Source organism: Mycobacterium syngnathidarum, from assembly GCF_001942625.1.
GTDB classification, from domain to species: Bacteria; Actinomycetota; Actinomycetes; order Mycobacteriales; family Mycobacteriaceae; genus Mycobacterium; species Mycobacterium syngnathidarum.
In genome coordinates this window covers 1-24,426 of the sequence record NZ_MLCL01000011.1, presented here as the reverse complement: position 1 = coordinate 24,426, position 24,426 = coordinate 1, and the positions used below count along the sequence as shown (strand labels likewise).

Annotated in this window: 21 protein-coding genes, 1 tRNA gene, 1 other RNA gene and 1 pseudogene; 10 read left to right on the top strand and 14 right to left on the bottom strand. The window is 67.0% G+C overall.

The window, feature by feature from the left end; genetic code table 11:
- Entirely contained in the window at window positions 1-1,059 is a 1,059-nt protein-coding gene (ligD, locus tag BKG60_RS02745) for a non-homologous end-joining DNA ligase (RefSeq protein ID WP_075909170.1), read from the top strand.
- Between the two features lie 15 nt (window positions 1,060-1,074).
- On the opposite strand, the gene BKG60_RS02740 is transcribed toward ligD, so the two are convergent.
- Together BKG60_RS02740 and BKG60_RS02735 are read right to left on the bottom strand one after the other, a co-directional pair.
- Complete coding sequence (locus BKG60_RS02740; protein WP_070185056.1) at window positions 1,075-2,217, bottom strand: permease; 1,143 nt, start codon at window positions 2,215-2,217, stop codon at window positions 1,075-1,077.
- 91 nt (window positions 2,218-2,308) lie between these two features.
- Window positions 2,309-3,643, bottom strand: a complete 1,335-nt coding sequence (locus BKG60_RS02735) for a DUF2254 domain-containing protein (RefSeq protein WP_075909169.1) — start codon at window positions 3,641-3,643, stop codon at window positions 2,309-2,311.
- Between the two features lie 216 nt (window positions 3,644-3,859).
- Here BKG60_RS02735 and BKG60_RS02730 point away from each other — a divergent pair, with 216 nt between their 5' ends.
- Window positions 3,860-5,077 (top strand): cation:proton antiporter, encoded by a 1,218-nt coding sequence (locus BKG60_RS02730; RefSeq protein ID WP_075909168.1) that lies wholly within the window; start codon window positions 3,860-3,862, stop codon window positions 5,075-5,077.
- A 43-nt stretch (window positions 5,078-5,120) separates the two neighbouring features.
- Here BKG60_RS02730 and BKG60_RS02725 read toward each other — a convergent pair whose 3' ends face one another.
- The 8 genes from BKG60_RS02725 to BKG60_RS02690 all read right to left on the bottom strand — a co-directional run bounded on the left by BKG60_RS02725 (window position 5,121) and on the right by BKG60_RS02690 (window position 13,019).
- Window positions 5,121-6,623 carry an alpha/beta fold hydrolase gene (locus BKG60_RS02725; protein WP_242671546.1) on the bottom strand — a complete coding sequence of 501 codons (1,503 nt, stop codon included), beginning with the start codon at window positions 6,621-6,623 and terminating at the stop codon, window positions 5,121-5,123.
- A 341-nt stretch (window positions 6,624-6,964) separates the two neighbouring features.
- Window positions 6,965-7,531 (bottom strand): TetR/AcrR family transcriptional regulator, encoded by a 567-nt coding sequence (locus BKG60_RS02720; RefSeq protein ID WP_070185058.1) that lies wholly within the window; start codon window positions 7,529-7,531, stop codon window positions 6,965-6,967.
- Between the two features lie 25 nt (window positions 7,532-7,556).
- Window positions 7,557-8,021 (bottom strand): GreA/GreB family elongation factor, encoded by a 465-nt coding sequence (locus BKG60_RS02715; RefSeq protein ID WP_070185059.1) that lies wholly within the window; start codon window positions 8,019-8,021, stop codon window positions 7,557-7,559.
- 99 nt (window positions 8,022-8,120) lie between these two features.
- Window positions 8,121-9,371, bottom strand: coding sequence for an NAD(P)/FAD-dependent oxidoreductase (locus BKG60_RS02710; protein ID WP_075909166.1), 1,251 nt, complete (start codon window positions 9,369-9,371; stop codon window positions 8,121-8,123).
- A gap of 75 nt (window positions 9,372-9,446) precedes the next feature.
- Entirely contained in the window at window positions 9,447-10,970 is a 1,524-nt protein-coding gene (locus tag BKG60_RS02705) for a PucR family transcriptional regulator (RefSeq protein WP_075909165.1), read from the bottom strand.
- Window positions 10,971-10,973: 3 nt separating this feature from the next.
- A complete protein-coding gene (locus BKG60_RS02700) occupies window positions 10,974-11,996 on the bottom strand; it encodes a S1C family serine protease (RefSeq protein ID WP_075909164.1) in 1,023 nt (340 codons plus the stop codon).
- Between the two features lie 51 nt (window positions 11,997-12,047).
- Window positions 12,048-12,848 (bottom strand): lipid uptake coordinator LucA, encoded by an 801-nt coding sequence (gene lucA, locus BKG60_RS02695; protein WP_070185063.1) that lies wholly within the window; start codon window positions 12,846-12,848, stop codon window positions 12,048-12,050.
- Window positions 12,849-12,933: 85 nt separating this feature from the next.
- A tRNA-Ser gene (locus tag BKG60_RS02690) sits at window positions 12,934-13,019 on the bottom strand.
- 69 nt (window positions 13,020-13,088) lie between these two features.
- Here BKG60_RS02690 and ffs point away from each other — a divergent pair.
- Both ffs and BKG60_RS02680 read left to right on the top strand, forming a co-directional pair.
- Window positions 13,089-13,183: signal recognition particle sRNA small type (gene ffs / locus BKG60_RS02685), an RNA gene on the top strand.
- Window positions 13,184-13,218: 35 nt separating this feature from the next.
- Window positions 13,219-14,499, top strand: a complete 1,281-nt coding sequence (locus BKG60_RS02680; RefSeq protein ID WP_075909163.1) for an aspartate aminotransferase type Ic — start codon at window positions 13,219-13,221, stop codon at window positions 14,497-14,499.
- A 51-nt stretch (window positions 14,500-14,550) separates the two neighbouring features.
- Here the strand turns inward: BKG60_RS02680 and BKG60_RS02675 are convergent, their stop codons facing one another.
- A complete protein-coding gene (locus BKG60_RS02675) occupies window positions 14,551-15,447 on the bottom strand; it encodes a DUF559 domain-containing protein (protein WP_075909162.1) in 897 nt (298 codons plus the stop codon).
- A gap of 198 nt (window positions 15,448-15,645) precedes the next feature.
- Here BKG60_RS02675 and BKG60_RS02670 point away from each other — a divergent pair, with 198 nt between their 5' ends.
- Complete coding sequence (locus BKG60_RS02670) at window positions 15,646-17,706, top strand: DNA polymerase III subunits gamma/tau (protein ID WP_075909161.1); 2,061 nt, start codon at window positions 15,646-15,648, stop codon at window positions 17,704-17,706.
- A gap of 64 nt (window positions 17,707-17,770) precedes the next feature.
- Here BKG60_RS02670 and BKG60_RS02665 read toward each other — a convergent pair whose 3' ends face one another.
- The gene (locus BKG60_RS02665; protein WP_070186464.1) at window positions 17,771-19,084 is read right to left on the bottom strand and encodes a class I SAM-dependent methyltransferase; all 1,314 of its coding nucleotides are present in this window, start codon (window positions 19,082-19,084) and stop codon (window positions 17,771-17,773) included.
- Window positions 19,085-19,097: 13 nt separating this feature from the next.
- A complete protein-coding gene (locus tag BKG60_RS02660; protein WP_070186463.1) occupies window positions 19,098-20,501 on the bottom strand; it encodes an FAD-binding oxidoreductase in 1,404 nt (467 codons plus the stop codon).
- Between the two features lie 65 nt (window positions 20,502-20,566).
- On the opposite strand from BKG60_RS02660, the gene BKG60_RS02655 reads away from it, so the two are divergent.
- A complete protein-coding gene (locus BKG60_RS02655; protein WP_070946095.1) occupies window positions 20,567-21,007 on the top strand; it encodes an SRPBCC family protein in 441 nt (146 codons plus the stop codon).
- Between the two features lie 23 nt (window positions 21,008-21,030).
- On the opposite strand, the gene BKG60_RS02650 is transcribed toward BKG60_RS02655, so the two are convergent.
- Window positions 21,031-21,771 carry an Rv3717 family N-acetylmuramoyl-L-alanine amidase gene (locus tag BKG60_RS02650; protein WP_070946096.1) on the bottom strand — a complete coding sequence of 247 codons (741 nt, stop codon included), beginning with the start codon at window positions 21,769-21,771 and terminating at the stop codon, window positions 21,031-21,033.
- Window positions 21,772-21,919: 148 nt separating this feature from the next.
- On the opposite strand from BKG60_RS02650, the gene BKG60_RS02645 reads away from it, so the two are divergent.
- The 4 genes and pseudogenes from BKG60_RS02645 to BKG60_RS02630 form a co-directional block, all read left to right on the top strand.
- A complete protein-coding gene (locus BKG60_RS02645; protein WP_036391184.1) occupies window positions 21,920-22,252 on the top strand; it encodes a YbaB/EbfC family nucleoid-associated protein in 333 nt (110 codons plus the stop codon).
- Window positions 22,253-22,864, top strand: a complete 612-nt coding sequence (recR, locus tag BKG60_RS02640) for a recombination mediator RecR (protein ID WP_003883644.1) — start codon at window positions 22,253-22,255, stop codon at window positions 22,862-22,864.
- Window positions 22,865-22,988: 124 nt separating this feature from the next.
- Window positions 22,989-23,888, top strand: coding sequence for a hypothetical protein (locus tag BKG60_RS02635; protein WP_070186460.1), 900 nt, complete (start codon window positions 22,989-22,991; stop codon window positions 23,886-23,888).
- A gap of 46 nt (window positions 23,889-23,934) precedes the next feature.
- Window positions 23,935-24,309: pseudogene (locus tag BKG60_RS02630) on the top strand (MBL fold metallo-hydrolase); the annotation flags it as partial.
- Window positions 24,310-24,426: the final 117 nt, after the last annotated feature.

Below are 24,426 nucleotides of genomic sequence, written 5' to 3'. Positions count from 1 at the left end.
ATGGCTGAAAAAGCCGGAGGAGCAACCGAACTCGATGTGGACGGAGTCAAGGTCCGGTTCACCAACCCGGACAAGGTGTACTACCCGAAGCTGGGCAAGGACGGCACCAAGGGCAAGCTGATGGAGTACTACCTCAGCGTCGCCGATCGGATGGTGGCGCTGCTGAAAGACCGGCCCACCCACCTGCAGCGTTTCCCCGACGGCATCGAGGGTGAGGAGATCTACCAGAAGCGGGTGCCGCAGAAGCATCCCGACTACCTGGAGACCTGCGTCGTCACCTTCCCGTCCGGCCGCACTGCCGACGCGCTGAAGGTGACTCACCCGGCGGCGATCGCGTGGGCGGCGCAGATGGGCACGATCACGTTGCACCCCTGGCAGGTTCGCTGCCCGGACACCGAGCATCCCGATGAACTGCGTATCGACCTGGACCCGCAGCCGGGCACCGGGTTCGCCGAGGCCGCCGCGGTGGCCTGCGATGTGCTCAAGCCGCTTCTGGACGAGCTGGGCCTGGTCGGCTATCCGAAGACGTCGGGCGGCCGTGGCGTGCACGTCTTCCTGCGAATCAAGACCGACTGGGATTTCATCGCGGTCCGCCGGGCCGGGATCGCGTTGGCCCGCGAGGTGGAACGTCGCGCCCCCGACGAGGTGACCACATCGTGGTGGAAGGAAGAGCGGGGCGAGCGGCTGTTCATCGATTACAACCAGAACGCCCGCGACCGCACCTTCGCCTCGGCTTATTCGGCCCGTAAGACACCGATCGCCACCGTGTCGACGCCGTTGTCCTGGGACGAGCTCCGCGACGCCAACCCCGACGATTACACGATCGCCACCGTGCCGGATTTCCTTGCCGGACGGGTTGATCCGTGGGCCGGCATCGACGACGAGAAGCAGTCCCTGCAGCCGTTGCTGGACCTGGTGGCTGCCGATGAGGAACGTGGTCTGGGTGATCTGCCGTACCCGCCGAGCTATCCCAAGATGCCGGGCGAGCCACCGCGGGTACAACCGAGCAAGAAGGTCGCCGAGCACTGGGACGAGCAGGGTAATCGTCGCCCGGGTTAGCGAAAGTACTCACGTTCACTGCGGTGCCCCGCCCATCATGGTCAGCATCTTCACACCGCCGGTGCGCACGAATCGCCACACCAACAGCGCCGCGAGTGCCAGTGCGAGGATGTTGAGCCAGGTGGTGTAGTTCCATTGGATGCCTTCATCGGGCAGGTGTGCCGCGGACCGGTCCGGGGTGAGTCCGGTCAGCCCGAAGAGCAGTTCCACGACGTAGCCCGCAACGACCATGGCCACATAGAACGCCCCAAGAATGCGCCACATCATGGCCCAGCCGTAGTACTTCCGGTAGATGTTGAGAATCGGCAGAATGAGCAGGTCGGCGAAGATGAATGCGATGACGCCGCCGAAGCTCATGCCGCCGGTCCACAGCACCACCGCCAATGGAACGTTGCCCACCGAGCACACGAAGGTCAGGATCGCGACCACGGGTCCGATGATCGGCCCCCATACAGCGGACAGCACCGGGTGCCCGTCCAAGAACAGGCCTTGCCAGAACGTGTCCGGCACCCAGGCGCCCACCGCTCCGGCGATCAGGAGGCCGATCAACAGGTCGCGGTAGATTGCCGCCCACTCCATGACGAACACGTGTGAGACTGCGGTGGCCCCGTCGGCCGACAGCAGCCGGCGCCAAAAGCCGGCATCACTGCGCACCGACATGTCCATCGCGGCGTGCCCCTCCATCGAACCGGCCAGCCCTCTGTCGGCTTGCTCGCGCGCGTGTTGAATCACTTTCTGTCGTAGGGTAATTCGAAAGATCACTGCGACGGTGACGATGATGACGGGACCGCCGATGAACTCGGCGGCAGTGAACTGCCAGCCCATGAGCAATGCCAGGATGACACCCAATTCGATCACCAGGTTGGTCGACGCGATCTCGAACGCCATCGCCGCGGTGAAGTTGGCGCCCTTGCGGAACAGTGACCGCGCCAGTGCGACTGCGGCGTACGAGCACGACGACGACGCTGCCCCTAGTCCAGTCGCGACCGCGAGGGTGCGTGGGTGATCGTCGCCCAACAGCGACGTGATGGTGTCACGGCGTATGACGGCTTGCACCACCGAGGACAGTGCAAAGCCGAAGATCAACGCCCACAGGATGGCCCAGGCCATAGAACCGGTCAGGCTGAGCGCGTGCAGAACGCTGTCGACGGCGCGCATCTGACGCCTACGTACTACCTACATCGCGTGGAGGGGACACACCCGGGCGGGTTCCCGTGGGCCGACGGAATCAAACCGGTCTGAAGGGAGCTCAGGGGACGCTGCGACCCAGACGGTGGGTGAGGGCGCCCTCGACCTGCATCGCGGCGTGTTCCAGTTGGGCTCGTTCGGCATCGTCGAAGTCTGACCGTGCAACCGTGTTCCGCAGTCGTCCGAGCTGCTCACGGATGGGCGATTGGTCATGAGTGTGCCAGGCTAGTTCCTCGAGAAGCCGGAACAACCGCCGCATCACCTGCGGGTCCGAAGACCCGTAGCGACGCGGCTGGGTGATGGCGACATCGACCACTTCGGCGAAGCTGGGCCGGTGCAATACGACCCGCACTTGGTCGTCGTCGTCGCGGAGCACGACGGGCCCCAGATCGCGGCCGGCGAGCTGGCAGAGGATCGCCGAAATGTGCCCCAGTGCGTGGATCGCTGTCGTCGGGTCGTTGATTCCCGGTGACAGCGCTTTGTTTGCGACATCGGTCAGCTGGCGCAATCCGTAGCCGACATCTTGAGCTGCGGTTCGCTCGTGGCCCACCTTGATCGCCCTGCAGACCGCGCCTCGCAGTCGGTCGAAGGTGTCGTCGTCGATTCCGCCGGATGCCGACCAGGCGACTCCGATCGGAACTCCCTCGATGATGGAGCTGCCCGGATGGCAATCGATGATCAAAAGGGCGTCCGCTTCTATTGCCGCAGAGCGTAACTCGGCATCATCGATCCTGGTCAGGAAGCCCGACGACGGCGCAGTGATCTGGAGCGCGTCGGCCGGAGGCGTAGGCAGCGCCGGCTGCGGGCGAGCTTCCTCGAGTGGGCTCGTCGCACCCAAGACTGTGATACCGGCGTCGTCGTGGACATCGCGCAGCATCGTCTCGACGCGGATCTGGCGCGCGAGGTGGGCCAGGAAAAGCACCAGGCACAGCACGCTGACTATGCCGAGCGCAAAGGCGATCGTGACCGATATTCGCGGTACGAACGCGTTGCCCTCGTTGTCGCTGCGAACTGCGCGCAGCACAGTCAGGGAGTAGGTGAAGGTCGACAGGAAGATCGCCAGCGTCGTTTGGACGAAGACGTCACTCGTGAACGTGCGAAGCAGCCGTGGTGAGAATTGGCCGCTCGCCAGCTGCAGCGTGACCACGGTGAGCGAGAACGTCAGTGAAGTGACCGTGATGAGCGAACTGGCGATCGCGTCGAGCAGGGTCTGGGCGGCACCGGCGTCGCCGCCGAAGAACAGCGTGATCGACCAGCCCGGCAAGCTTTCGTCCACGTAGGCGTCCAGGTGCGGAAGTGCTATTCCTGCCACCACTGCCAGCACCACGCCGAGCACCGGCAGTGGCCACAACTGGGTCCGCACCTTCTCCCGTGCGGCCGCAAGAGCTGGGTTCATCCGGTGGCCGTATCGGTATCGCCCGTAGGGTTTCGGTGCAGTGCCCGCTGAGCGCGGTATCGTCGCGTAGCAGCCATGTCGCCACTCACGGAAACACCACGCGACCTGCTTGTCAATCACCAGCGCCGCGCGGCAGGGTTGGGGCCGGCGCGCGCCGGGAAGCCTTCTCGGCAGTCGCACCGCCGGCGACGCGAACGATGAACCTGGGAGTCTGACGTGGCGCTTGTTCTGGCATTCGGCCTGGTATTGCTGATCAGCGTCTCCTTGTCGGGTGTCGCCGCCAGAACGGTGCTTTCGACCGCGCTGATGTTTCTGGTTGCCGGCACACTGATCGGACCCGGGGGTTTCGGGATCGTCGAGATCGGATCGGATGACCCGATCGTCTCGCTGCTCGCCGACGTCGCGTTGTTCACCGTGCTGTTCACCGATGGCCAACGTGCCAATATGTCTGCGTTGAAGCAGAACTGGACCCTGTCCGGTCGGGCGTTGGGTCTCGGGATGCCACTGACGATGGTGGGTATCGCCGTTCCGGCGCACTTCCTCGCGGGCCTGGACTGGCCGACGGCGTTCTTGATCGGCGCGATCTTGTCTCCGACCGATCCAGTGTTCGCCGCTGCCTTGGTCGGCCGAGCCGACGTGCCGCTGCGGCTGCGCCGCCTGCTCAATGTCGAGTCCGGTCTCAATGACGGTCTCGCCCTGCCATTTGTACTGATCTTCCTCGCCACCGCCCAGCACGAGCATTCCGATCTGGGCGAGGTCATCGCCGAGTTGCTGCTCGGCCTCCTACTCGGCGGCGCGGTCGCGGCGATGGTGACGTTGGCGTGGCGAACGAAGATTCTCACCGCCGAGCCACGCCTGCAGGCGTTGGGGCCGATGGCCGTCGCGATCGTGGTGTACGCGGCCTGCCACCTCACGCACGCCAACCCCTATCTGGCGGCGTTCGCCGCGGGTTCGACGCTGGCGACTCTGGATTGCACCGCAGCGGAGCGCTTCGAGCCTTTCGGCGAATTGCTGTCGGAACTGACCAAATTCGCCGCCCTTCTGGTTTTCGGGGCGCTGATCACGCCAGAGCGGTTGTCCCATCTCGGTTGGCAGGAGTGGCTGTTCGCCGCGGTGGCCATAGTCCTGGTGCGTCCGGCGGCGATGCTGTTGTCACTGTGGCGCACCTCCCTGCCGCGAAGCGAGCTGTACACCGCCGCCTGGTTCGGGCCCAAGGGGTTCGCCTCGGTGGTCTACGGGTTGTTGGCGTTGCAGTCGGGGATCGCCGAGCACCAGCTGGTCTTCGACTTGGTCGCGGTCACCATTGCATTGTCGATCGTGCTGCATTCGTCGACCGATGTGCCGGTTGCCCGGATGTTGCGGATCGAACCGCCGGACAACCTGCCGACGGGACAACCTGACGTCGACGAGTCGGAGGAGCGAACGTCATCCTGAGTGGGCCGCACGTTGGCCCTTCAAGGCAGCGCCCGCACTCTTCTCAGGTGAGCAGGGCAATCGACGGTCGGGGCCCGACCAGGGCGGTGGCAAGCATCGGCTGGAATTCGGTGGTCACCGGCGCCGGGGCGGATCCGCCGATCACGACCGCGCTGGTGGGTCCGGCCGGGGTGGGCAGGTCGAGCGTCTGCCCCGGCGCGCCGTAGATGCCCGAGCAGTCAGCACCTTCGCAGGCTCCGGTGGACGCATCGATCCGGCCTGCGAACATGTCGTCCACCCAGCCGGTGATGAGGGTTTGGGAGGCTGCCTTGTTCGGTGCCGTCGAAAACCCGTAGAACAGGTATGACAGCAGCTGGATGACCGGGCTCCCGCCCTGCATGGCGTCCAGGTGTTGACCGTCGGCCAGCACCACGCCGTTGAACATGTCGGGCCGGTGCTCGATCAGCGCCGCGTCGACCCTGCGGAACTCCTTGGGCGCACCGAGTTCCATAACCGGGACGTAGGTGCCGAGCCCGTCGAGTTTGTCCAGCGCATCCGGCAGCACAGTCTCCGGCGGTGCGCCGTCGAGCAGTACCACGCCGGCCAGATGGTTTTCTGCCCCGGTCGATTTGATCGCGTCGGCGTAGTAGCCCGCGGCTCCGGCCACCACGCCTGCACCCAGAGAATGCCCGACCAGGACGAACGTCTCCGGTAGGGGAACGTCGGCACCGTACCTCGCGGCGTATCCGGCTGCCTGCGCGCTGGCCGTCAATGCCTCGCGCTCACCGAGGAACAGCTCGGCGGTGGCGCGATAGACCTGGTCATCGCCCAACCAGAACCCGTCGCGGACAAAACGATTCGACGAATAGGTCGGCACCACCACGACGCTGTTGGTGCGCTCGGCCAGGTTCGCCGCGGTGTAGCTGTACATCGCACTCACGCCCAGGAACCCGTGCTGCAGCAGGATGATCCGCTCCGGCGGTTCGTCGCCCTCCGGGTAATACCAGTTGGCCGGTACGTTGCGGCCCTCGGTGATCTCCAACGACGAGCTTCGCACCGTGACGTTGCTGCCGGCAGGTACGACGGGCGGACCCGCGATGGCCGTGACGGCCACGCCGACGAAGTCGAAGACGAATGATTGGATCTGCTCCGGCAGTGACAGCGCCGGTGCTGCGGTGGCCGACACCGGTGTGGTGGGCGCCGCCAGCTGCGGGTCAGGCGCGGACTGGGAGGCCGCGGCGCGCTTGAAGATGCGGCGCTGGAGCGGCGACGCGGCTTGCTGCTCGTCGGATTCGACGGCCGCGGAACCGGTTTCGGTGGCCTCGACCTCGGGGGCGGTCGCGGCAGCGCTGACGGTCTCCGCCGCGATCTCGGGCTCCGCCTCACCGACAGGTTTCACAGGCCTGGCGGGCGCAGTGCCGGCTTCGGCCTTCGAGATGGAACTGGCGAGCGCGTTTTTCCGTTGCGCGGTGCGGGTTTCGCGTCCCCGGTCGCCAGGTTCGGTTGCCCGGCCGGGCCGCGACATCTGGGATACCGTGGCCGGCTTCGTCGCCTTCTTACCTTTCACGTCTTGATCGGCGGCAGTTGACTGGCTTGAATGGCGTATCCGGTGGGGGCTGCGACGTGGACCGGCCCGGTTCGCCTTGTTCGAAGGGCCTGCACTGGAAGCGGACTCGGATGCCTTCGCGCCGTCTGAATTCGATGCGGTGTCAGCATGCGCAACATCGGCTCCGGCGACCATTGCGGCAGAAACACCCGCCGCGACCGCGCCCGCCCCGAGCCAAACCGAAAGTCGCGCCACTGTGTCTCCTGCCTCGAGAAGCGTCGATTCTCGAACGTCAATTTAAGACATGCACGTGCCGCGGTAGACAGTTTTCGCAATCTGCCCACGGTTGGGCGGAAAGACGCTCACTTTCCCAGCATCAGGTCCAGAAACCGCTCGTAACGGTCGGCGTCGGTGAGAGCGGCGGCGGAATCCATGAGGTGCAGCACTCCGATTCCCGTGGCGAAGGTGGCCTGGCCGCGCAGAGCCGCGTCCTCGGGGCTGAACCCGTAGTCGAGGTAGGCCTTGGTGACGGCGACCAGCACCCGGTGATCGGCTGCCCGCACGTTGGCCGCGGCGATGTCGTCGGTGCGCGCCCATTCCCGCATCGCACGTTCCAACGTCCAGTGCCGCGGGCTCAGCAGCTGCTTCATCATCTGTGACAGCCGTTCGCGCGGCGGCAGATCCTCGAGTTCGGCCAGTGCGCGACGGTCCTGCTCCAGGAAAACGTTCCACGACGCCACCAGGGCGGCGCGGTAGCCCTTCATGTCGGTGAAGTGCCAGTAGAAGCTGCCCCGGGTGGCGCCGATCTGCTCGCAGAGGCGCTCGATCTTCAGCGCCCGCACCCCGTCTGAGGCGAGCAGGGTGTACCCGGCCTGGACCCAGTCGTCGGCGGTCAAGTTGCCTGGCGTGCCCTTGCGTTCGCCTGCCATTCGAACAGGGTAAGACGCGCGTGCCCTACCCCGCGGTCGGCAGGTGCATCCCGAAGGGCACCGCGCTGATCAGGGTGACCGGCACGGCCTGGCCGCTGGGTACCGGGCAGTGGCGCTGCTCGCCCGGGCGTGCGCCGACGATGGCCTCGCCCAGAGGTGAGTTCACCGAGTAGACCTCGAGGTCGCCGTATTCGGCACCGCGGATGCCCAGTAGGAACGTCTCGATCTCGTCGGTCTGGTCGTAGCGCACGGTCAGCACCATGCCCGGCTCGGCCACCCCGTCGTCGGGCGGATCCTCACCGACGACGGCGTTGAGCAGCAGGTCGTGGATCTGCTGGATGCGGGTCTGGCGAGCCCGCTGGACGGCCACCTCGTTTTCGTCGGAATCCGAGGCGGCTTCGGTGGAGATGAGCTCGCGCAGCGTCGACAGCTCGGTCTGGAGCCGCTCGTATGCCTGTGGCGATAACCAAACGCGTTGGCTGACAGTCATTGTCGTTTCCTTCCGATGATGCGCCAGATGCCGTCAGGGGCGGGTGTGATGCGCCGCCCCTGACGGCTTGTCGGCCCGTCAGGGCGATGTCGTGGATCCTCAGCGCAGCGGGTTGAACTCCCGCAGCGTCTCGGGTTGCTTTCCGGTGGTGATGTATTCGGCCAGAAGTCGCCCGGTGACCGGGCCGTGGGCCAGACCCCACATGCCGTGGCCGCCCGCCACGTAAATGCCTTGTGCCACTTCACCGATCAGGGGCCGGCCGTCCGGGGTGACCGGGCGCGGGCCGACCCACACATCGGTACGGTCGTCCCAATCCACGCCGTCGAGCAGCGGGGCCGCGGAAGCGATGATCGCCTCGACACGAGCCGGCTGCGGCGGATCGTCGGGGGGGCGGAACTCCATGGTTCCGGCCACCCGCAGCCCGCCTTGGTACGGCGTGCAGGCGACGCGGGCGTCGGGCAGATAGATCGGCCCGAGCAGCGGGCGCCGCACCGGCACGGTGAAGGAATAGCCGCGTCCGGCCTGCACCGGCGTGCGAACCCACGGCTTGGCCAGTTTCGACAGCCACGCCCCGGTGGCGATCACCGCGGTATCGGCGTTCAGGGAACCCGTGGCGAGGTCCACGGTGACAGCGGCGCCCCGGGACCGAATGTCGGTCACCTCGCCGATGACCAAATCCGCACCCCGGGCGACCACGGCGTCGCCGAGCGCCTGCACGAACCGGCCCGGGTCCACGAACCGCTGACCCTCCACGCTGATGCCCGCGGTGATGGCCGCCGACGCCAGCGGCACGTGCTCACGCAGCGTCTCACCGGACAGGCCCGTCACCGTCACGGTCTGACCGACGGCGGCCATCCGGCGCAGTTCGGTCATCAGGTGTTCGGCCTGCTGCTGGGTTTGGAACAGCGCCGTGATCGGTCCGTCGGTGGTGGGCACCGCAACCCCGTTGGCGGTGAGTACGTCGTAGGCCTCGAGGCACTCCTCGTTGAGTGGCACGTTGGCCTTGGCGGCCCTCGTCCATGTCGAGAGCCGGCAGTTCAGTGCGAACCGGGCCAGGAATGCCAACAGGCGCGGCCCCGAGGTCATCGGGATGTGTAGGGGCGCGGCCGGGTCGAAGAGTGACCGCAAGCCGTACCGCAGCACTGCCGGGTCGTTGAGCGGGATGGTCAGCGTCGGCGAAACCCAGCCGGCGTTGCCCCACGATGCGCCCGCCGCCACTCCTCGGCGGTCGACCACGGTGACCTCGACCCCGCGCTCTTGGAGAAACCATGCCGTGGACAGGCCGACGATGCCTGCACCCACGACCACCGCTGACCGCGGCCCGCCGTCAATGCGCTCGACACCATCCATGTCTCCCATGGTGAGTCCGGTCAGACGCCCGGTGTTTGAAGGATCTCGACAATACGAAGGGGTGTGATTGTCGGCTTACGACAACTCTTCGGTGGCGGCCAGTTCGATCATCATCGCCAGCCGCTTGCGGGCATCGGCCAGGTCGAGCTGGGTCAGCTCGACCATCTTGCGCAGCCGGTATCGCACGGTGTTCTCGTGGACGCCGAGCGCACGCCCGGCCCCGGCCAGATCGCCCTGGGCCTCCAACCAGGCGCGCAGAGTTGCCGCGTACCGCGTGCCGTTGGCCTGGTCGTGGGCCCGCAACTCGGCGACCGGGCCACGCTGTGGGGCACGGCCGGAGCGGGCCGCAATCCGGAGCCGTTGCAGCAGGATCTCGTCCCACGCCTCGTCGTACACCGGGGCTGGGCCCTCCCGCCGTACCTCGTGCAGCGCCAGGCATTCGTCGGCCTCACGGCGGGCCAGCGCCAGTTCGGCGGCGGCGGCCGGACCACTGATCCCGGCCAGTACGGCCACGTGTTCGGGCAGCGCGGCACGTAGTCCCGTCACCCAGCTGCCGGCGGCCTCGGCCTCGGCGCCGGGCAGCACGGTGTAGACGGTGTTTCCGGTCAGGGCGCTGCGTCCGGGACGGGACCAGCCGAATCCGGCGGTCGCCCGCTCGAACGCCAGCAGCAGCGCGGCGTGCCGCTCGTCGGTGGTCTGGGCCCGCAATGCGATAACTCGCAGCGGCGTCTGGGGAAGGCCGAGCCGGCTTGCCGCTGTGGTGGCGTCGGCGGCGCCCTCGAGCAGGCGGATGACGAGTTCGGATTCCACCTGGCGTTCCAGATCGGCGCTGGCCCGTGAGCGCAGCAGGTGCAGCGCGACCATGCGGGCACCGTCGGCCAGCGCGGCCCGGCGGGCGTCGGGCAACGGATCGGCGCACGTCACCCAGATCGAACCGAGCAGCTCGCGACCGGCTCGGGCGGCCACGACCATCCGCCCGGTCAGGCCGCGCTCGTCGTCGCCTTCGACGAACACCGGCTCGTCCGACTCGGCCAGATGCCGAAATACCCCGCGGGCTTCGAACAGGGCGCGGAGCCGTTCCGGCGCGCCGCGGCTCAGGATCGTCTCGACGCGAGCCGGGTCGGCGTGCTGTTGCAGGCGCGAATACGCCAAGACGGCGCTGCGCCGGTCCTCGATGGTGACCGAGCCGCCCACCGCGTCGGCCAGGCTGTCGGCCAACGCGAACAAATCGGTCGGGCCGCGCCCGGATTCGGTCTCCCGGCCCTCCAGCACCACGCCGTAGACCACGGCCGCCAGCTCACTCCAGGAGACTTCGGGGTCGACCGTCATCACTGCGATGCCGTCGTCGGCCGCCGGCCCGTCATCGGGACCGCGCACCAGCACCACCACGGCGCGCGCCGCCGCGGCCCACCGCACTGCCTCGGCCAACGATCGGGCCCCGACCGCCAACAGGACGTCGCCGATCACCTGACCGGGTTCGTGCATGACGACGCTGCGCAACTCGGTCGATCGCGGCACCGGCCGGGATCCCTGGGCTGGGGCCCGCAGCCGCACACCGTAGCCGCCCAGAACATTGATCAGGCGGTCTAGCGTGACCACGGACTACGGCCCGGCGGCCAGCGTCGCCTTGCCGATGCGCTGCTGGCCGGCCTGGTCCAGCCAGGTCAGGCCGACGACGTCACCGGGGTAATGCCGATCCAGCACCAGCGTCAGGGTGCGTGCCGAATCCAGCGGGGTGCCCTCGATCGTGGTGAGCAGATCGCCGGGTGCCAGGCCGGCGGCTTCGGCCGGTCCGCCGGGAATGACGTCTTGGACGATCACGCCGCGGCTCTGGCGCTGCGCGGTGCGCACTCCGACGCCGAGCATCGTCGGCGGTCCGATATGGACCGTCGGTGACGGGGTGCGGGCACGGATCTGACCGGCGATGCCCATCGCATCGTTGATCGGGATTGCGAATCCCTTGCCGCCGGGACCCATCCGGAAGTTCACCGAGGCGGCCGTCGTCATGCCGACGACTTGGCCTGCATCGTTGACCACGGGGCCGCCGGAATCGCCGGCGCGCACCGGTGCGGCGAACTCGAACAGTCCGTTGATCTCATCGCTGGTGCCCGTCAGCTCGTCCTCGGCGTTGACGGTCCGGTTGAACGCGCTGACCGTGCCGATCTCGCGGGTCAGCGGTGCACCGCTGCCCGCGGCGTTGCCGAGTGCGATCACGGGTTGTCCCGGTGCCAGCGCCCGCGAATCGCCGATCGGTGCCGGTACCAGGCCTGCGGCGCCGTGCAGTTGCAGCACCGCGATGTCGCTCTGGCGGTCGTAGCCGACCAGGTCCGCGGCGAAGCTCTGGCCGCCGACGGTGGCGCTGATCGAGTTGGCCCCTTGCACGACGTGGTAGTTGGTCAGCACCTCACCGCCGGGCGACAGCACGATGCCGGTGCCGATGCCGTACGCCTGCTGGTAGTCGACCCGGGTGTCGATGCGCGCCACCGATGGTTCGATCTGGAGGGCCACCGCCTCCGGGTCGCCGGGCGCGGCCGCGGCAGGCGCGGACGGGACGACGACAGCAGCGGCGGCGGTCAATGCCGCCGCGAGAATCACTTTGAACGGTCGCGAGCCCACTTTGCTCATATACCCATCTTGGCTGGGCAAGAACCCGATGTCGACGCGGTCGCCGTTGCGTCAGTCTTCGGTGGCGACTTCGCCGCGCGAGCGCCAGCCCCGCCGCTTGGTGCCGCTCTTGCTGGACGGTCGGCGGTTGCGCAGTGAGGTGCCCGCCGCTTTCTCGTCTTTCTCGGCCTCTGCTTCTTCGGGCTGTTCGGCCTCGTCAGCCTCTTCGGCCTGGTCGGCCTCTTCGACGTCGGCCTCGGAGGTCTCCTCGGCTTCTTCAGCGTCGCCTTCGGCGGCGTCGACATCGGCCTCGGTGGTTTCTGCCACGGCCTCTTCGTCGGATTCTTCCGCTTCGGCGGGCTCTTCTGTGGCCTCTTCCGCGGCAGCCTTCTTGCGCCCGCGGCGGCGCTCGGCCTTCTCTCGGGGCTTGACCGGCTTGGGCGGTGGGGGCGGCAGTTCGGCGATGAAGGCCAGGTAGAAGGCGAAAATGCCGAGCAGGGCGATCGCGGCGGCTGCGCCGTAGATCCCGAACAGCCACGGCCCGACGCTGTCCAACGACAACCAGATCTCCGAGATCGCGGTGCCGACGATCAGCACCGCCGCCACCACGTGCAGCGAGATCGAGGCCGTCCGCAGCCGCAGTGCCAGCTCCGGCGTGGACAGCTCGGGACGCTTGGTCCGCTGCAGGGTGAGCACCACCGGCAGGGCCGCGAGGCCGATCAGCACACCGGTGACGATGCGCAGGACCAAGCCCAGCGTCTGTGGGGTGTCGCCCATGAGTTCGGGCCATCTGGGGAGGACGAAAAAGAAGTAGAGGCCGGCGGCCACGATCGAAAACGACACGTGCCAGATCACCGCGACGGTGCGGCCCATACTCCTCCTCGGGTACTGAAATTGGGCCGGGGTGCGAACCGCTGATCAGGGTTGATTCAGCAGGTCGCACCCCCGGACCCGAGCGCGGAGGATAGGGGATTTGAACCCCTGAGGGCTGTTAACCCAACCCGCGTTCCAGGCGAGCGCCATAGGCCACTAGGCGAATCCTCCGTCGGCAATCCTAACCGACGCCCGAACCAGTCCCGAAACGCCGGGGATACAGCCGGGTATTACACTCGCTGTGGACCCCGCGCGGCGTCCATCCTGTGAACTCCCCCAGGGCCGGAAGGCAGCAAGGGTCAACGGGCTCTGGCGGGTGCGCGGGGTCCCCTTACGTTCCAGCACATTCAGCTTCCGTGAAAGGCGCGCGGTGTCGTTCCAGTCTCTCGGCCGCGACGATCTGCTCGCGCAGCACGAAGTCCAACAGCGCAACTATGCGGAGTTGCAGGCCAAGAAGCTGAGCCTGGATCTGACCCGCGGCAAGCCGGCTCCCGAGCAGTTGGATCTGTCCAACCCGCTGTTGTCGCTGCCCGGCTCGGATCCGAACGCTTTTCGGGACCGCGAGGGCACCGACACCCGTAACTACGGGGGCCTGCACGGGCTACCCGAGCTGCGGGAGATCTTCGGTGAGCTGCTCGGCATCCCGGTGCAGAACCTCATCGCCGGCAACAACGCGAGCCTGGAGATGATGCACGACGTCATCGTGTTCTCGCTGTTGCACGGGGGGGTGGACTCGGCGCGGCCCTGGGTGCGGGAAGACAAAGTCAAGTTCCTGTGCCCCGCCCCCGGCTATGACCGCCACTTCGCGATCACCGAGTCCCTGGGAATCGAGATGATCGCGGTACCGATGCGCGAGGACGGGCCCGACGTCGACCTGATCGAGGAGCTCGTCGCGGCCGACCCGGCGATCAAGGGCATGTGGTGCGTTCCGGTGTACGGCAACCCGACCGGGGTCACCTATTCCTGGGAAGTCGTCCGGCGTCTCGTTCAAATGCGCACGGCGGCAAACGATTTCCGGTTGATGTGGGACAACGCCTACGCGGTCCACACTCTCACCGACGAGTTCATCCGCCAGGTCGACGTGCTGGGCCTGGCCGAGGCGGCCGGTAACCCGAACCGTCCGCTGGTGTTCGCATCGACCTCGAAGATCACCTTCGCCGGTGCCGGGGTGAGCTTCCTGGGCGGGTCCCTGGGCAACATCGCCTGGTACCTGCAGCACGCGGGCAAGAAGACGATCGGCCCGGACAAGGTCAACCAGTTGCGGCACAGTCGGTTCTTCGGCGACGCCGACGGTGTGCGGCTGCAGATGCAGCGGCACCGGCAGTTGATCGCCCCCAAGTTCGCCCTGGTCGCCGATATTCTCGAGGACCGGCTGGGGGAGTCCAAGATCGCGTCGTGGACCGACCCCAAGGGCGGCTACTTCGTCAGCCTCGACGTGTGGCCAGGCACGGCCAAGCGCACTGTCGCCCTGGCCAAGGACGCCGGGATCGCGGTCACCGAGGCCGGTTCGGCCTTCCCGTACCGCAAGGATCCCGAGGACAAGAACATTCGCATCGCGCCGACGTTCCCGTCGCTGTCCGATGTGCGCGAGGCGATCGACGGCCTCGCCACCTGCGCTCTGCTGGCGGCGACCGAGCAGCTTTTGCGTTGACTTTGAGCTGACGCTGAATTTGTGCGGGTGGCGGTGTGCGTGGTTTCAAAGTCAACAGCCAAGTTCCAGCGGGGGACCGGCCAGCGGCGGCCGACGCGGCGTGATCCCGAGCCCTGGCCGCCAAAGTCGATCCCATTCGCGCCCCACCCGGGAGATGATGGCGGGCCGTCGCTGTCCCGCGGCCACTCTCACGTGGGTCCAGCCGACCTGCGTGATGTAGTCGGCACGCGCGATGTCATAGGCGAGCTGATCGGTGTGCTGAACACCCTCGTATTCGACCGCCAGCATCAGTTCCTCCCAACCCATGTCGAGGAAGTACCTCGGGTAGCCGTCCGGCCCGAGCACCGGTATCTGTGTCTGCGGCCGCGGGAAACCCGCGTCGATGAGCATCAGCCGCAGCCAGGTTTCTTTCGGGGACTGGCCGCCGGGGTCGAATAGATCCAGCGCCCATTCGAGTTGCCGCAGGCCACGGGCGTGGCGGTGGTGCGCGGCGAGCGTCAGCACCTCGTCCGCCTCTAGCCCGGTGGCTCGAGCAAGTGCGTCGAGGCGCGCGACGGCCTGACCGATCAACCCGCGGCGCCCAAGGTCAAAAGCCGTGCGCTCGATGCTCGTGACCGTAAGACCATCGATGCACGTGACCTCTCGGTCGTAGATCAGGTCCTGTCGCGTGATCACCCGCGCGGGTGGCTTGGTCTTGGCGCTGATCAACTCGATCGGAACGTCGTCGGCCACCCACTTCGCGCCATGGAGTGCCGATGCGGCGGTTCCCGCGATCACCGCGTTTCGGCCCGACCACAACCACGCCGCCGTCGTGCGTTGGCGCAGCGACACAGCAGTTCGCTTGCCCACGTAGATGTTCGGCAGGATTGTGCGGTGGTAGCGGTTGAGCTGGTAGCGGTTGACGAGGCCGGCCGCCAGGGCTTCGGTGCCGATGAAGGGCTCACTCATTCGGCGAGAGTCGCCAGTCGCAGCGACAAAGATGGGTCCGGGCCGGTCTCGGCGTCGCCACCTGTGGATGAATCGCGCTCTGTGCAGAACACTGCGTTGACTTTGAGCTGACGCTGAATTTGTGCGGGTACCGGTGTGCGTGGTTTCAAAGTCAATGGGCACCGGCGCGTCGTCAGATGCAGTCGGTAGCCTTCTTCCGTGGCTCTCTACCGTAAATACCGGCCGGCAACCTTCGCGGAAGTCGTTGGCCAGGAACATGTCACCGAGCCGCTATCGACTGCGCTGACCGCGGGCCGGATCAACCACGCCTACCTGTTCTCCGGGCCGCGCGGCTGCGGTAAGACGTCCTCGGCGCGCATCCTGGCCCGCTCGCTCAACTGTGAGCAGGGGCCCACGCCGACACCGTGCGGAGTGTGCGATTCGTGTGTCGCGCTGGCCCCGAACGGCCCCGGCAACGTCGACGTCGTGGAACTCGACGCGGCCAGCCACGGCGGTGTGGACGACACCCGTGAATTGCGAGACCGGGCGTTCTACGCGCCGGCCCAGTCGCGGTACCGCATCTTCATCGTCGACGAAGCACACATGGTCACCACGGCCGGTTTCAATGCGCTCCTCAAGATCGTCGAGGAGCCGCCCGAGCACCTGATCTTCGTGTTCGCCACCACCGAACCGGAAAAGGTGCTGCCGACCATCCGGTCGCGCACCCACCACTATCCGTTCCGGCTGCTGGCCCCGCGCACCATGCGCCCGCTGCTCGAGCGCATCTGCGCCGAGGAGACCGTCCACGTCGATGACGCGGTGTACCCGCTGGTCATCCGGGCCGGCGGTGGTTCGCCCCGTGACACGCTCTCGGTGCTTGACCAGCTGCTGGCCGGCTCGGAGCAGGGCGACGGCGGCAATCACATCACCTATCAGCGGGCGCTGGCCCTGCTCGGTGCCACCGACATGGCGCTCATCGACGACGCGGTCGAGGCATTGGCAGCCGGGGACGCGGCCGCATTGTTCGGCGCGGTCGAGGCAGTGATCGACGCCGGTCACGATCCGCGACGGTTCGCCACCGACCTGCTGGAGCGCTTCCGCGATCTGATCGTGCTGCAGGCCGTGCCCGATGCGGTCACCCGCGGTGTCGTCGACGCACCGGCCGATGTGCTGGAGAGGATGCGGGAACAGGCCGCCAAGTTGGGTGCGGGCACGCTGACCCGCTATGCCGAGGTGGTACATGCCGGGCTCGGCGAGATGCGAGGGGCGACCGCGCCGCGGCTGTTGCTGGAGGTGGTCTGCGCGCGGCTGTTGCTGCCCTCGGCGCATGACACCGAGTCAGCGCTGCTGCAGCGCATCGAACGCATCGAGACCAGGCTGGACCTGTCGATCCCGGCCGGGGAGGCCGCGGCGTCGACGGCCGCCCGTCCTGCCGCCGAGCCGGCCAAGACGTTCGTGCGGCGCAGCCAGGCTGCTCCGGCCGCAGCGGAGGCCCCTGCCCCGGCACCTGCGCCTACGCCGCCACCTGCTCCCGAACCACAGACTGCGCCGGTGACCGCACCCGAGCCCGTCGCCGCACCCGAGCCGGTGGCCGCACCCGAGCCGGTGGCCACCCCCGAACCGGCGTCCGCCCCGCCACCGCCACCACCGCCACCACCGGCATCCGCTCCGGCAGCCGAGCCGGAGCCGCCGCTCCCGCCGGAGCCTGACTTCGAACCCGAGCCCGAGCCTGCTCAGGAGCCCGAGCCGGCGCGGGCATCGCTGACCCCCGGCGGTGAGCCCAACGCGGCCGCCGTGCGGTCGATGTGGTCGACGGTGCGGGAGAAGGTGCGTGAGCGCAGCCGCACCACCGAGGTCATGCTGTCCGGTGCGATCGTCCGCGCGGTCGAGGACAAAACGCTTGTGCTGTCCCATGATTCGCCACCGTTGGCCAAGCGGCTGACAGAGTCGCGCAATGCCGACGTGATCCGGGAAGCGTTGAAGGATGCGCTCGGGGTGGATTGGCAGATCCGGTGTGAGGTCGGCACGGCAGAGGCCGCCCCACCGCCCCCGCCGAAGGCCGCGAAGCCGCCGCCACGGGTACCCGCCCGCCCTGGCCGCGTCATTCCCGAGCCTGAACCGGAACCTCCTGCTCCGGAGCCGCCCTCGTCGCCGGAACAGGAAGAGGCAGAGATGCTCGCCGAGGCTTCGCAGAGCGAGGCCGGGCCGCGTCGTGACCCCGAAGAGGTCGCCCTGGAACTGCTGCAGAACGAACTGGGCGCGCGCAAGATCGACAGCTGAATGCGGCGGATTACTGCTTGATACTGACCGTAATCCGCCGCGTGAGCGCCACTGCTTCGCGGCTCTAGGGCGTCCACCACGGCCGCAGCGGCAGACCGCCGTCTTTGCCCTGTTCATCGAGCTTGACGGCCAGAACCTGGTGCAGCTGAATCACATTCGTCTCGAAACCGAGCCGGGATCCGGCCATGTACAGGCCCCACACCTTCGCCGTCGGCAACCCGACCTCGGCCACGGCCTCGTCCCAGTGCTCGACGAGGTTGGCGCACCAATCACGCAGCGTCATCGCATAGTGGTTGCGCAGGTTCTCCTCGTGCATGACCTCCAGGCCGACGTCCTGGATCTCGGTGATGATGCGTCCCGATCCGGTCAGCTCCCCGTCGGGGAACACATAACGGTCGATGAATCCACCCGCGGCCGCGCCGGTTCGATTGTCGTGGCGGGTGATGCAGTGGTTGAGCAGCAGCGCGCCGGGACGCATCTTCGACTTGAGGAAACCGAAGTACGAGGGGTAGTTGTGCACCCCGATGTGCTCGGTCAGCCCGATCGAGGACACCGCGTCGAACCCGTCTTCGACGATGTCGCGATAGTCGCCGTGGCGCACCTCGGCCAGGTCGCTGAGGCCTTCCTTGGCGATGGCGTCTCGCGCCCAGCGGGCCTGCTCGGCCGACAGCGTCACCCCGAGCGCATTGACGCCGTGGCGGGCGGCGTAACGCACCATGCCGCCCCAGCCACAGCCGACGTCGAGCAACCGGTCGCCCGGTTGCAGCCGCAGCTTCTCGAACACCAGCCGGTACTTGTTGTCCTGCGCGGTTTCCAGACTGGCATCCGCGTCCGGGTAGCACGCGCAGGTATAGGTCATCGACGGCCCGAGCACCCATTCGTAGAAGGTGTTGGACACGTCGTAGTGATGGTGGATCGCGTCGGCGTCGCGAGACTTGCTGTGCCGCAGGCCCTCCATCATCCGGCGCCACCGCGGCAGCGCCTCCTGGGGTGGCGGCGCGATCGGCCGGAGATGCTCGATGCCGATGGAGCGGACGATGTTGGCCAGCACCCGGGCCGGCGGACGCTTGAACGCCATCTTCTCGGCCAGCGCGCACAACAGCAGGTACGGATCGCCCGGATGTACTCCGAGCGGTTCCAGGTCGCCGGACACGTAGGCGCGGGCCAGTCCCAGATCCCCGGGAGCGGTCGCCAGAAAGGTGGTGCCGCGCGGGGTCTTGAGGTCCAGTCCGAGTGTGGCGCCGCTGGGGCCGGCGGAGCTGCCGTCGTAGGCGGTGAATCTCAGTGGCTGCGAGCCCGAAGTGAAGATCTCAAGGATCTCGGAAAGGGTCAGCTTGTGATCGGTCGCGGGCGTCGAGTGCTCTTTGAAGGTGGTCATCGCTGTTCTCCGTTCATCGGCGCAAGACGGCTTTCGAGTACAGATCAAACAGGCGCGAATCGGGGTCGTAGGACTTCTTGACGGTCTTGTACGTCTCACCGCCGTAGAGCTCGTCGAAATCCTCACGCGGGTAGTAGGAATCGGAATACAGGGACTTGTGCCCGTCGAGTTCGCCGACCTTGGCCTCGATCAGCTTGTTGGTGTGCCCTTCGACCGGGCCGACGGGCACCGACGACCAGAACCCGATGTTGACGTAGGTGTGGTTGGAGCGGAGGGGGTAGAGGGGCCAGCCTCCCGACAAGCCTGCGTCGTGGTGACGATTCTCCCTCAACCGCAGCGGGCACAGCCAGATCGGTTCGATCGGAACGTTCTCCAGGAACCAGTCCAGGAACTGCGCGCACCGTTGGATGGGCACCTCGACGTCCTGCACCACGCGCTCGCGGGGCGGGCGCCCGTTGCGCTTTTCGATCCGGTCGGCGATGTTGAATCTCTGGTCGTAGCCGACGAGTTTCCAGTAGAAGCTGCTGCGGCGCAGCCGGCGCGGCCAGAACCGCCGGATGGTGGGGTTCTGCGCCCCGAATGCCCGCGAACACCAGAACCAGTCGGTGTCCCAGCGCCACAGGTAGTCGTGAATCGTCAGCCGGTCGTGCTTCTCTCCGTCAGCGTGCTGGATCGAGCGGTAGTAGATGTCCTGGCCGGTGTAATCGCTGACCGGGCCCGGGGTCGTCGTCTTGAAACCGACGCACAGGTAGCTCTCGTCGGCGCTGAACACCACGCCGTCGAGGTAATCGACCGGCGTGCCGTCGAGCCCGCCGGTCTCGATGATGCGGTCCATCGCCGCGACGAGATCGGCCAACGAGTGAAAACGCAGGTGCCGCAATGCGACAAAGGGGGTGACGGGCTCCAACTCGATCCGCAGCCGGGTCGAATAACCGAGCGTGCCATAGGAATTGGGGAAAGTTCGATACAGGTCGGCATGCTGCTCGGGCGATGCGGTGACGATTTCACCTGCCCCGGTGAGAATGTCCATCTCCAGCACTGATTCGTGTGGCAGGCCGTTACGGAACGAGGTGGATTCGATGCCGAGCCCGGTGACGGCTCCGCCCAAGGTAATGGTCTTGAGCTGCGGCACCACCAGGGGCGCCAACGCGTGCGGAAGCGTCGCGGCGACCAGATCCTCATAGGTGCACATGCCCGCAACGTCGGCGGTGCGGGCTTCGGCGTCGACCGCGATCACATTGGTCAGCCCCGAGACGTCCAGACCTTTGACATCGCTGCGATCTCGCGCACGAAACAGGTTCGACGTGGGCTTGGCAAGCCGCACCGTCGAATTGGGCGGTATGGCGCGGTAACTGTCTAGGAGGCGCCGTACGCCCGCAGCGTGGACAGCTTGTGCGTCAGTCGCAGCAACAGACACACATATACGCTAGTCGGAGGTTGCCGACGATGCGACCGTAGACACGAGTTGAAGGAGTTTGAGTAATGGGACAGGTCAGTGCGGTCAGCACGGTTCTGATCAACGCCGAGCCGGCCGCTGTGTTCGCCGCGATCGCGGACTACCAGACCGTGCGCCCGAAGATCCTCTCCTCGCACTACCGCGATTACCAGGTCCTCGAGGGCGGTCAGGGCGCCGGCACGGTGGCCAGCTGGAAGCTGCAGGCCACCGAGTCCCGTGTGCGTGACGTCAAGGCCTCGGTCGACGTGGCCGGCCACACGGTGATCGAGAAGGACGCGAACTCCAGCCTGGTGACCAACTGGACCGTCGCCCCGGCGGGCACCGGGTCCTCGGTGAACCTCAAGACCAGCTGGACCGGCGCCGGCGGGATCAAGGGCTTCTTCGAGAAGACCTTCGCGCCGCTGGGCCTGCGCAAGATCCAGGGCGAGGTGCTGGACAACCTGAAGAAGGAAGTGGAGGGCGCCTAGCGCCCACCATCGAGGACGGCGAGCTACCGTTGCTGGCCGCCACCCAGGCTGCCCAGGTAGGCGGTGACACCCCGGACGATGGCCTCGGCGTACTTCTGCCGGCCTTCCGGGGCCTTCATCAGCGATGAGTCGACCGGGTTCTTCATGTTGCCGCACTCGACGAGGATCGACGGGAACTGCGCCAGGTTGAGCCCGGCGATGTCCGAGCGGGCGTCCAGACCACCCGAACCGATGTAGGTGGCCGGCGGGATCCCCGAGGCGGAGAGCTGATCGCGCATGGTCTTGGCGAATTGCACCGATGGCCCTGCTTGCACGTTGTTCAGCGGCGGTGACGAATAGAGCACGTGAAACCCGCGGCCGTTGGCCGGCCCGCCGTCGGCGTGGATGGATACGACGGCATTGGGCCGCAGGGCATTGGCCATCGCCGCCCGCTCGTCGACGCACGGGCCCAGGGCGTTGTCGTTGCCGCGCGACATGGCGGTCCGGACGCCCATCCGATTGAGGAGGGCGCGAACTCGCAGGGTGGTGTCCCAGGTGAAGGTGTGCTCGGGGAAACCGTCCGCGGTGGAGGTGCCGCTGGCCTGGCAGTCCTTCGTGCCGCCGCGGCCGGTGGGCACCTGCCGGCTGATCGACGCGTCGTTGGCGCCGTTGTGGCCGGGGTCGAGGAAGACGATCATGCCGGCGATGTTCGAGGGAGCGGCGGTGGCGTGGGGAGCGTCGACGACGGCCGGGACAGCCGCGGCGATGAACACGCTGCTGACCATGGCGGTGCCGACACGCACGCAGGCTGGGACTCGCACGGGCGCCACGCTAGCCCGCACGCCGACTAGGCTGAAAGTCCGAATCGCCGCCGACAGGCGAGAGCAACCAAGTCGAGACCAAGACTTAATCAACACGGCAAGGGGACTACTCATGCAACCCGGAGGCACGCCCGATATGTCCGCCCTGCTGGCGCAGGCGCAACAGGTACAGCAGCAGCTCATGGAGGCGCAGGAGGCGCTGGCCAATTCCGAGGTGCACGGCCAGGCCGGCGGCGGGCTGGTGCAGGTGACGGTGAAGGGCAGCGGTGAGGTGGTCGCGGTGGCGATCGATCCGAAAGTCGTCGATCCCGAGGACGTCGAGACTCTCCAGGACCTCATCGTCGGCGCCCTTGCCGATGCCTCCAACCAGGTGACCACTCTGGCGCAGAGCCGTCTGGGTCCGCTGGCCGGCGGGTTGAGCGGGTTCGGACTTCCGGGGGTCTGAGTGTTTGAAGGCCCGGTTCAGGATCTGATCGACGAGCTCGGCAAGCTCCCCGGGATCGGGCCCAAGAGCGCGCAGCGGATCGCGTTTCACCTGCTGAGCGTCGAGCCGCCGGACATCGATCGGCTGACCGCGGTGCTGGGCCGCATCCGTGACGGCGTCACGTTCTGTGCGGTGTGCGGCAACGTGTCCGACGAGGAACGCTGCCGGATTTGTAAGGACCCCCGCCGGGACGCGTCATTGGTGTGCGTGGTGGAGGAGCCCAAGGATGTGCAGGCGGTCGAGCGCACCCGCGAGTTCCGCGGTCGTTACCACGTGCTGGGCGGTGCGCTGGATCCGTTGTCCGGCGTAGGTCCCGACCAGTTGCGTATCCGGGAGTTGCTCAACCGGATCGGCGAACGTGTCGACGGTGTCGATGTGGCCGAGGTGATCATCGCGACCGACCCCAACACCGAGGGTGAGGCGACCGCCACCTATCTGGTGCGGATGCTTCGCGACATCCCCGGCCTGACCGTCACGCGCATCGCTTCGGGCCTGCCGATGGGCGGTGACCTCGAGTTCGCCGACGAGCTCACCCTGGGCCGGGCGTTGGCCGGCCGCCGCGCCATGGCCTGATACTTTTCGCCTACCTTCCGCCGAAACGGTATTCCAGCAGAAAAAGTACGAGTAGAGGCCTGCTGGATTACAGCCTCGACATGCTGGTCTCGGGCTTGTCGCACCCCCGCGCCAGTATCGGCGCATGGGGGATATATTCGTCGGCACAGAGGCCGTCGCGAACCGCGTCGTCACTCGATACGAGCTGCAACGCTGGTATCGGCCGCTGTACCCGAACGTCCACATCCCTCGAGATTGCGTGCCCTCCTTGCGGGACAGAACGACGGGGGCGTGGCTGTGGTCCCATCGCGAAAGTGTCGTGACGGGCGTGGCGGCCTCCGCATTGCACGGGGCCGAATGGATTGACGCCGACATCCCGATCGAACTCATCTGGGACTGCACGCGTCCGCCGCGTGGTGTGATTGTCCGGAAGGAGCGGATCGCGGACGACGAGATCACTTGCATCGCAGGCATGCCGGTGGCGACACCCGCGCGCACGGCCTTCGACCTTGGGCGGTACCTGCCACGCAAGAAGGCACTCGAGCGGTTGGACGCACTTATGCACGCATGTCCGTTCTCCACAGAGGACGTGCTCATGCTGACCAAGCGGTACCGCGGCGCCCGCGGGGTGGCGAAGCTCAAAGCCGTGCTCCCATTGGTCGACGGCGGCGCGGCGTCACCTCCGGAGACCCGGCTGCGTCTGCTCTACATCGACGCCGGGCTGCCTCGGCCGACCACTCAGATCGCCATTGCCGATGAGTGGGGACGCGTAATTCGCACGGTCGACATGGGTTGGGAAGACTTTCAGGTCGCCTCGGAGTACGACGGTGGTCAGCACCAGACTGATCGTGCGCAATACATCAAGGATCTGAAGGTGTTGCCGAAGCTTCGTCAGCTTGGTTGGGACGTCATGCAGGTGATCAAGGAGGACCGGGAGCATGAGGTCATCCAGCGCGCCTACACCGCATTGAAAGCACGTGGTTGGGGCGGCACGCTTCGCCCCGCAGCCCGCGAAACCGCATTCCAGCATCGAAAGTTCGAGTAGCGACCTGCCGGAATGCGGTTTCGGCGGACGACGGTAGCGTCGAATCATGTCCGACCTTCTCCAGATGGCGCCCTCGCTCTATCGTCTGCGCATCCCCGGCGGCCAAGCCCACCTGCTCAACAGTTATCTCTGGACCGAGCCGGACGGCGTGACGCTGATCGACACCGGATGGGCGGACAGTGCCGAGTTGATTGCCGACGCGCTGACCGAACTGGGTCTGCGGCGCATTCATGTCAAGCGCATCGTGCTCACGCACTTCCACGAAGACCACAGCGGTGCGGCCGCTGAGATCGCGGACTGGTCCGACGTGGAGGTCATCGCCGGCGCGGGCGACGCCGGCTACGTGCGCGGCGAGCCGGGTCCGATACCGCTACTGACCGATTCGGAGCGGACCCTTCGCCCCGACCTAGTTGTAATTCCCACACAGGTTGTGAACGGCGTGGTTAGCGGAAAATAGGTGAGGACCTCCGGTATCGGTGTGGTTACCACACACACCCCGATCACCGAGAGGTCCTCATGTCTCACCGTAATGCGTTCC

What these genes read in the sequence shown, in the direction of transcription:
- BKG60_RS02715 (WP_070185059.1), bottom strand. Translation starts at nt 8,021, where the DNA reads ATGACTGTCAGCCAACGCGTTTGGTTATCGCCACAGGCATACGAGCGG.
- BKG60_RS02645 (WP_036391184.1), top strand. Translation starts at nt 21,920, where the DNA reads ATGCAACCCGGAGGCACGCCCGATATGTCCGCCCTGCTGGCGCAGGCG.
- BKG60_RS02665 (WP_070186464.1), bottom strand. Translation starts at nt 19,084, where the DNA reads ATGACCACCTTCAAAGAGCACTCGACGCCCGCGACCGATCACAAGCTG.
- BKG60_RS02675 (WP_075909162.1), bottom strand. Translation starts at nt 15,447, where the DNA reads ATGAGTGAGCCCTTCATCGGCACCGAAGCCCTGGCGGCCGGCCTCGTC.
- BKG60_RS02710 (WP_075909166.1), bottom strand. Translation starts at nt 9,371, where the DNA reads ATGGATGGTGTCGAGCGCATTGACGGCGGGCCGCGGTCAGCGGTGGTC.
- lucA (WP_070185063.1), bottom strand. Translation starts at nt 12,848, where the DNA reads ATGGGCCGCACCGTCGCGGTGATCTGGCACGTGTCGTTTTCGATCGTG.
- BKG60_RS02700 (WP_075909164.1), bottom strand. Translation starts at nt 11,996, where the DNA reads ATGAGCAAAGTGGGCTCGCGACCGTTCAAAGTGATTCTCGCGGCGGCA.
- BKG60_RS02735 (WP_075909169.1), bottom strand. Translation starts at nt 3,643, where the DNA reads ATGAACCCAGCTCTTGCGGCCGCACGGGAGAAGGTGCGGACCCAGTTG.
- BKG60_RS02740 (WP_070185056.1), bottom strand. Translation starts at nt 2,217, where the DNA reads ATGCGCGCCGTCGACAGCGTTCTGCACGCGCTCAGCCTGACCGGTTCT.
- BKG60_RS02720 (WP_070185058.1), bottom strand. Translation starts at nt 7,531, where the DNA reads ATGGCAGGCGAACGCAAGGGCACGCCAGGCAACTTGACCGCCGACGAC.
- BKG60_RS02650 (WP_070946096.1), bottom strand. Translation starts at nt 21,771, where the DNA reads ATGGTCAGCAGCGTGTTCATCGCCGCGGCTGTCCCGGCCGTCGTCGAC.
- BKG60_RS02655 (WP_070946095.1), top strand. Translation starts at nt 20,567, where the DNA reads ATGGGACAGGTCAGTGCGGTCAGCACGGTTCTGATCAACGCCGAGCCG.
- ligD (WP_075909170.1), top strand. Translation starts at nt 1, where the DNA reads ATGGCTGAAAAAGCCGGAGGAGCAACCGAACTCGATGTGGACGGAGTC.
- BKG60_RS02635 (WP_070186460.1), top strand. Translation starts at nt 22,989, where the DNA reads ATGGGGGATATATTCGTCGGCACAGAGGCCGTCGCGAACCGCGTCGTC.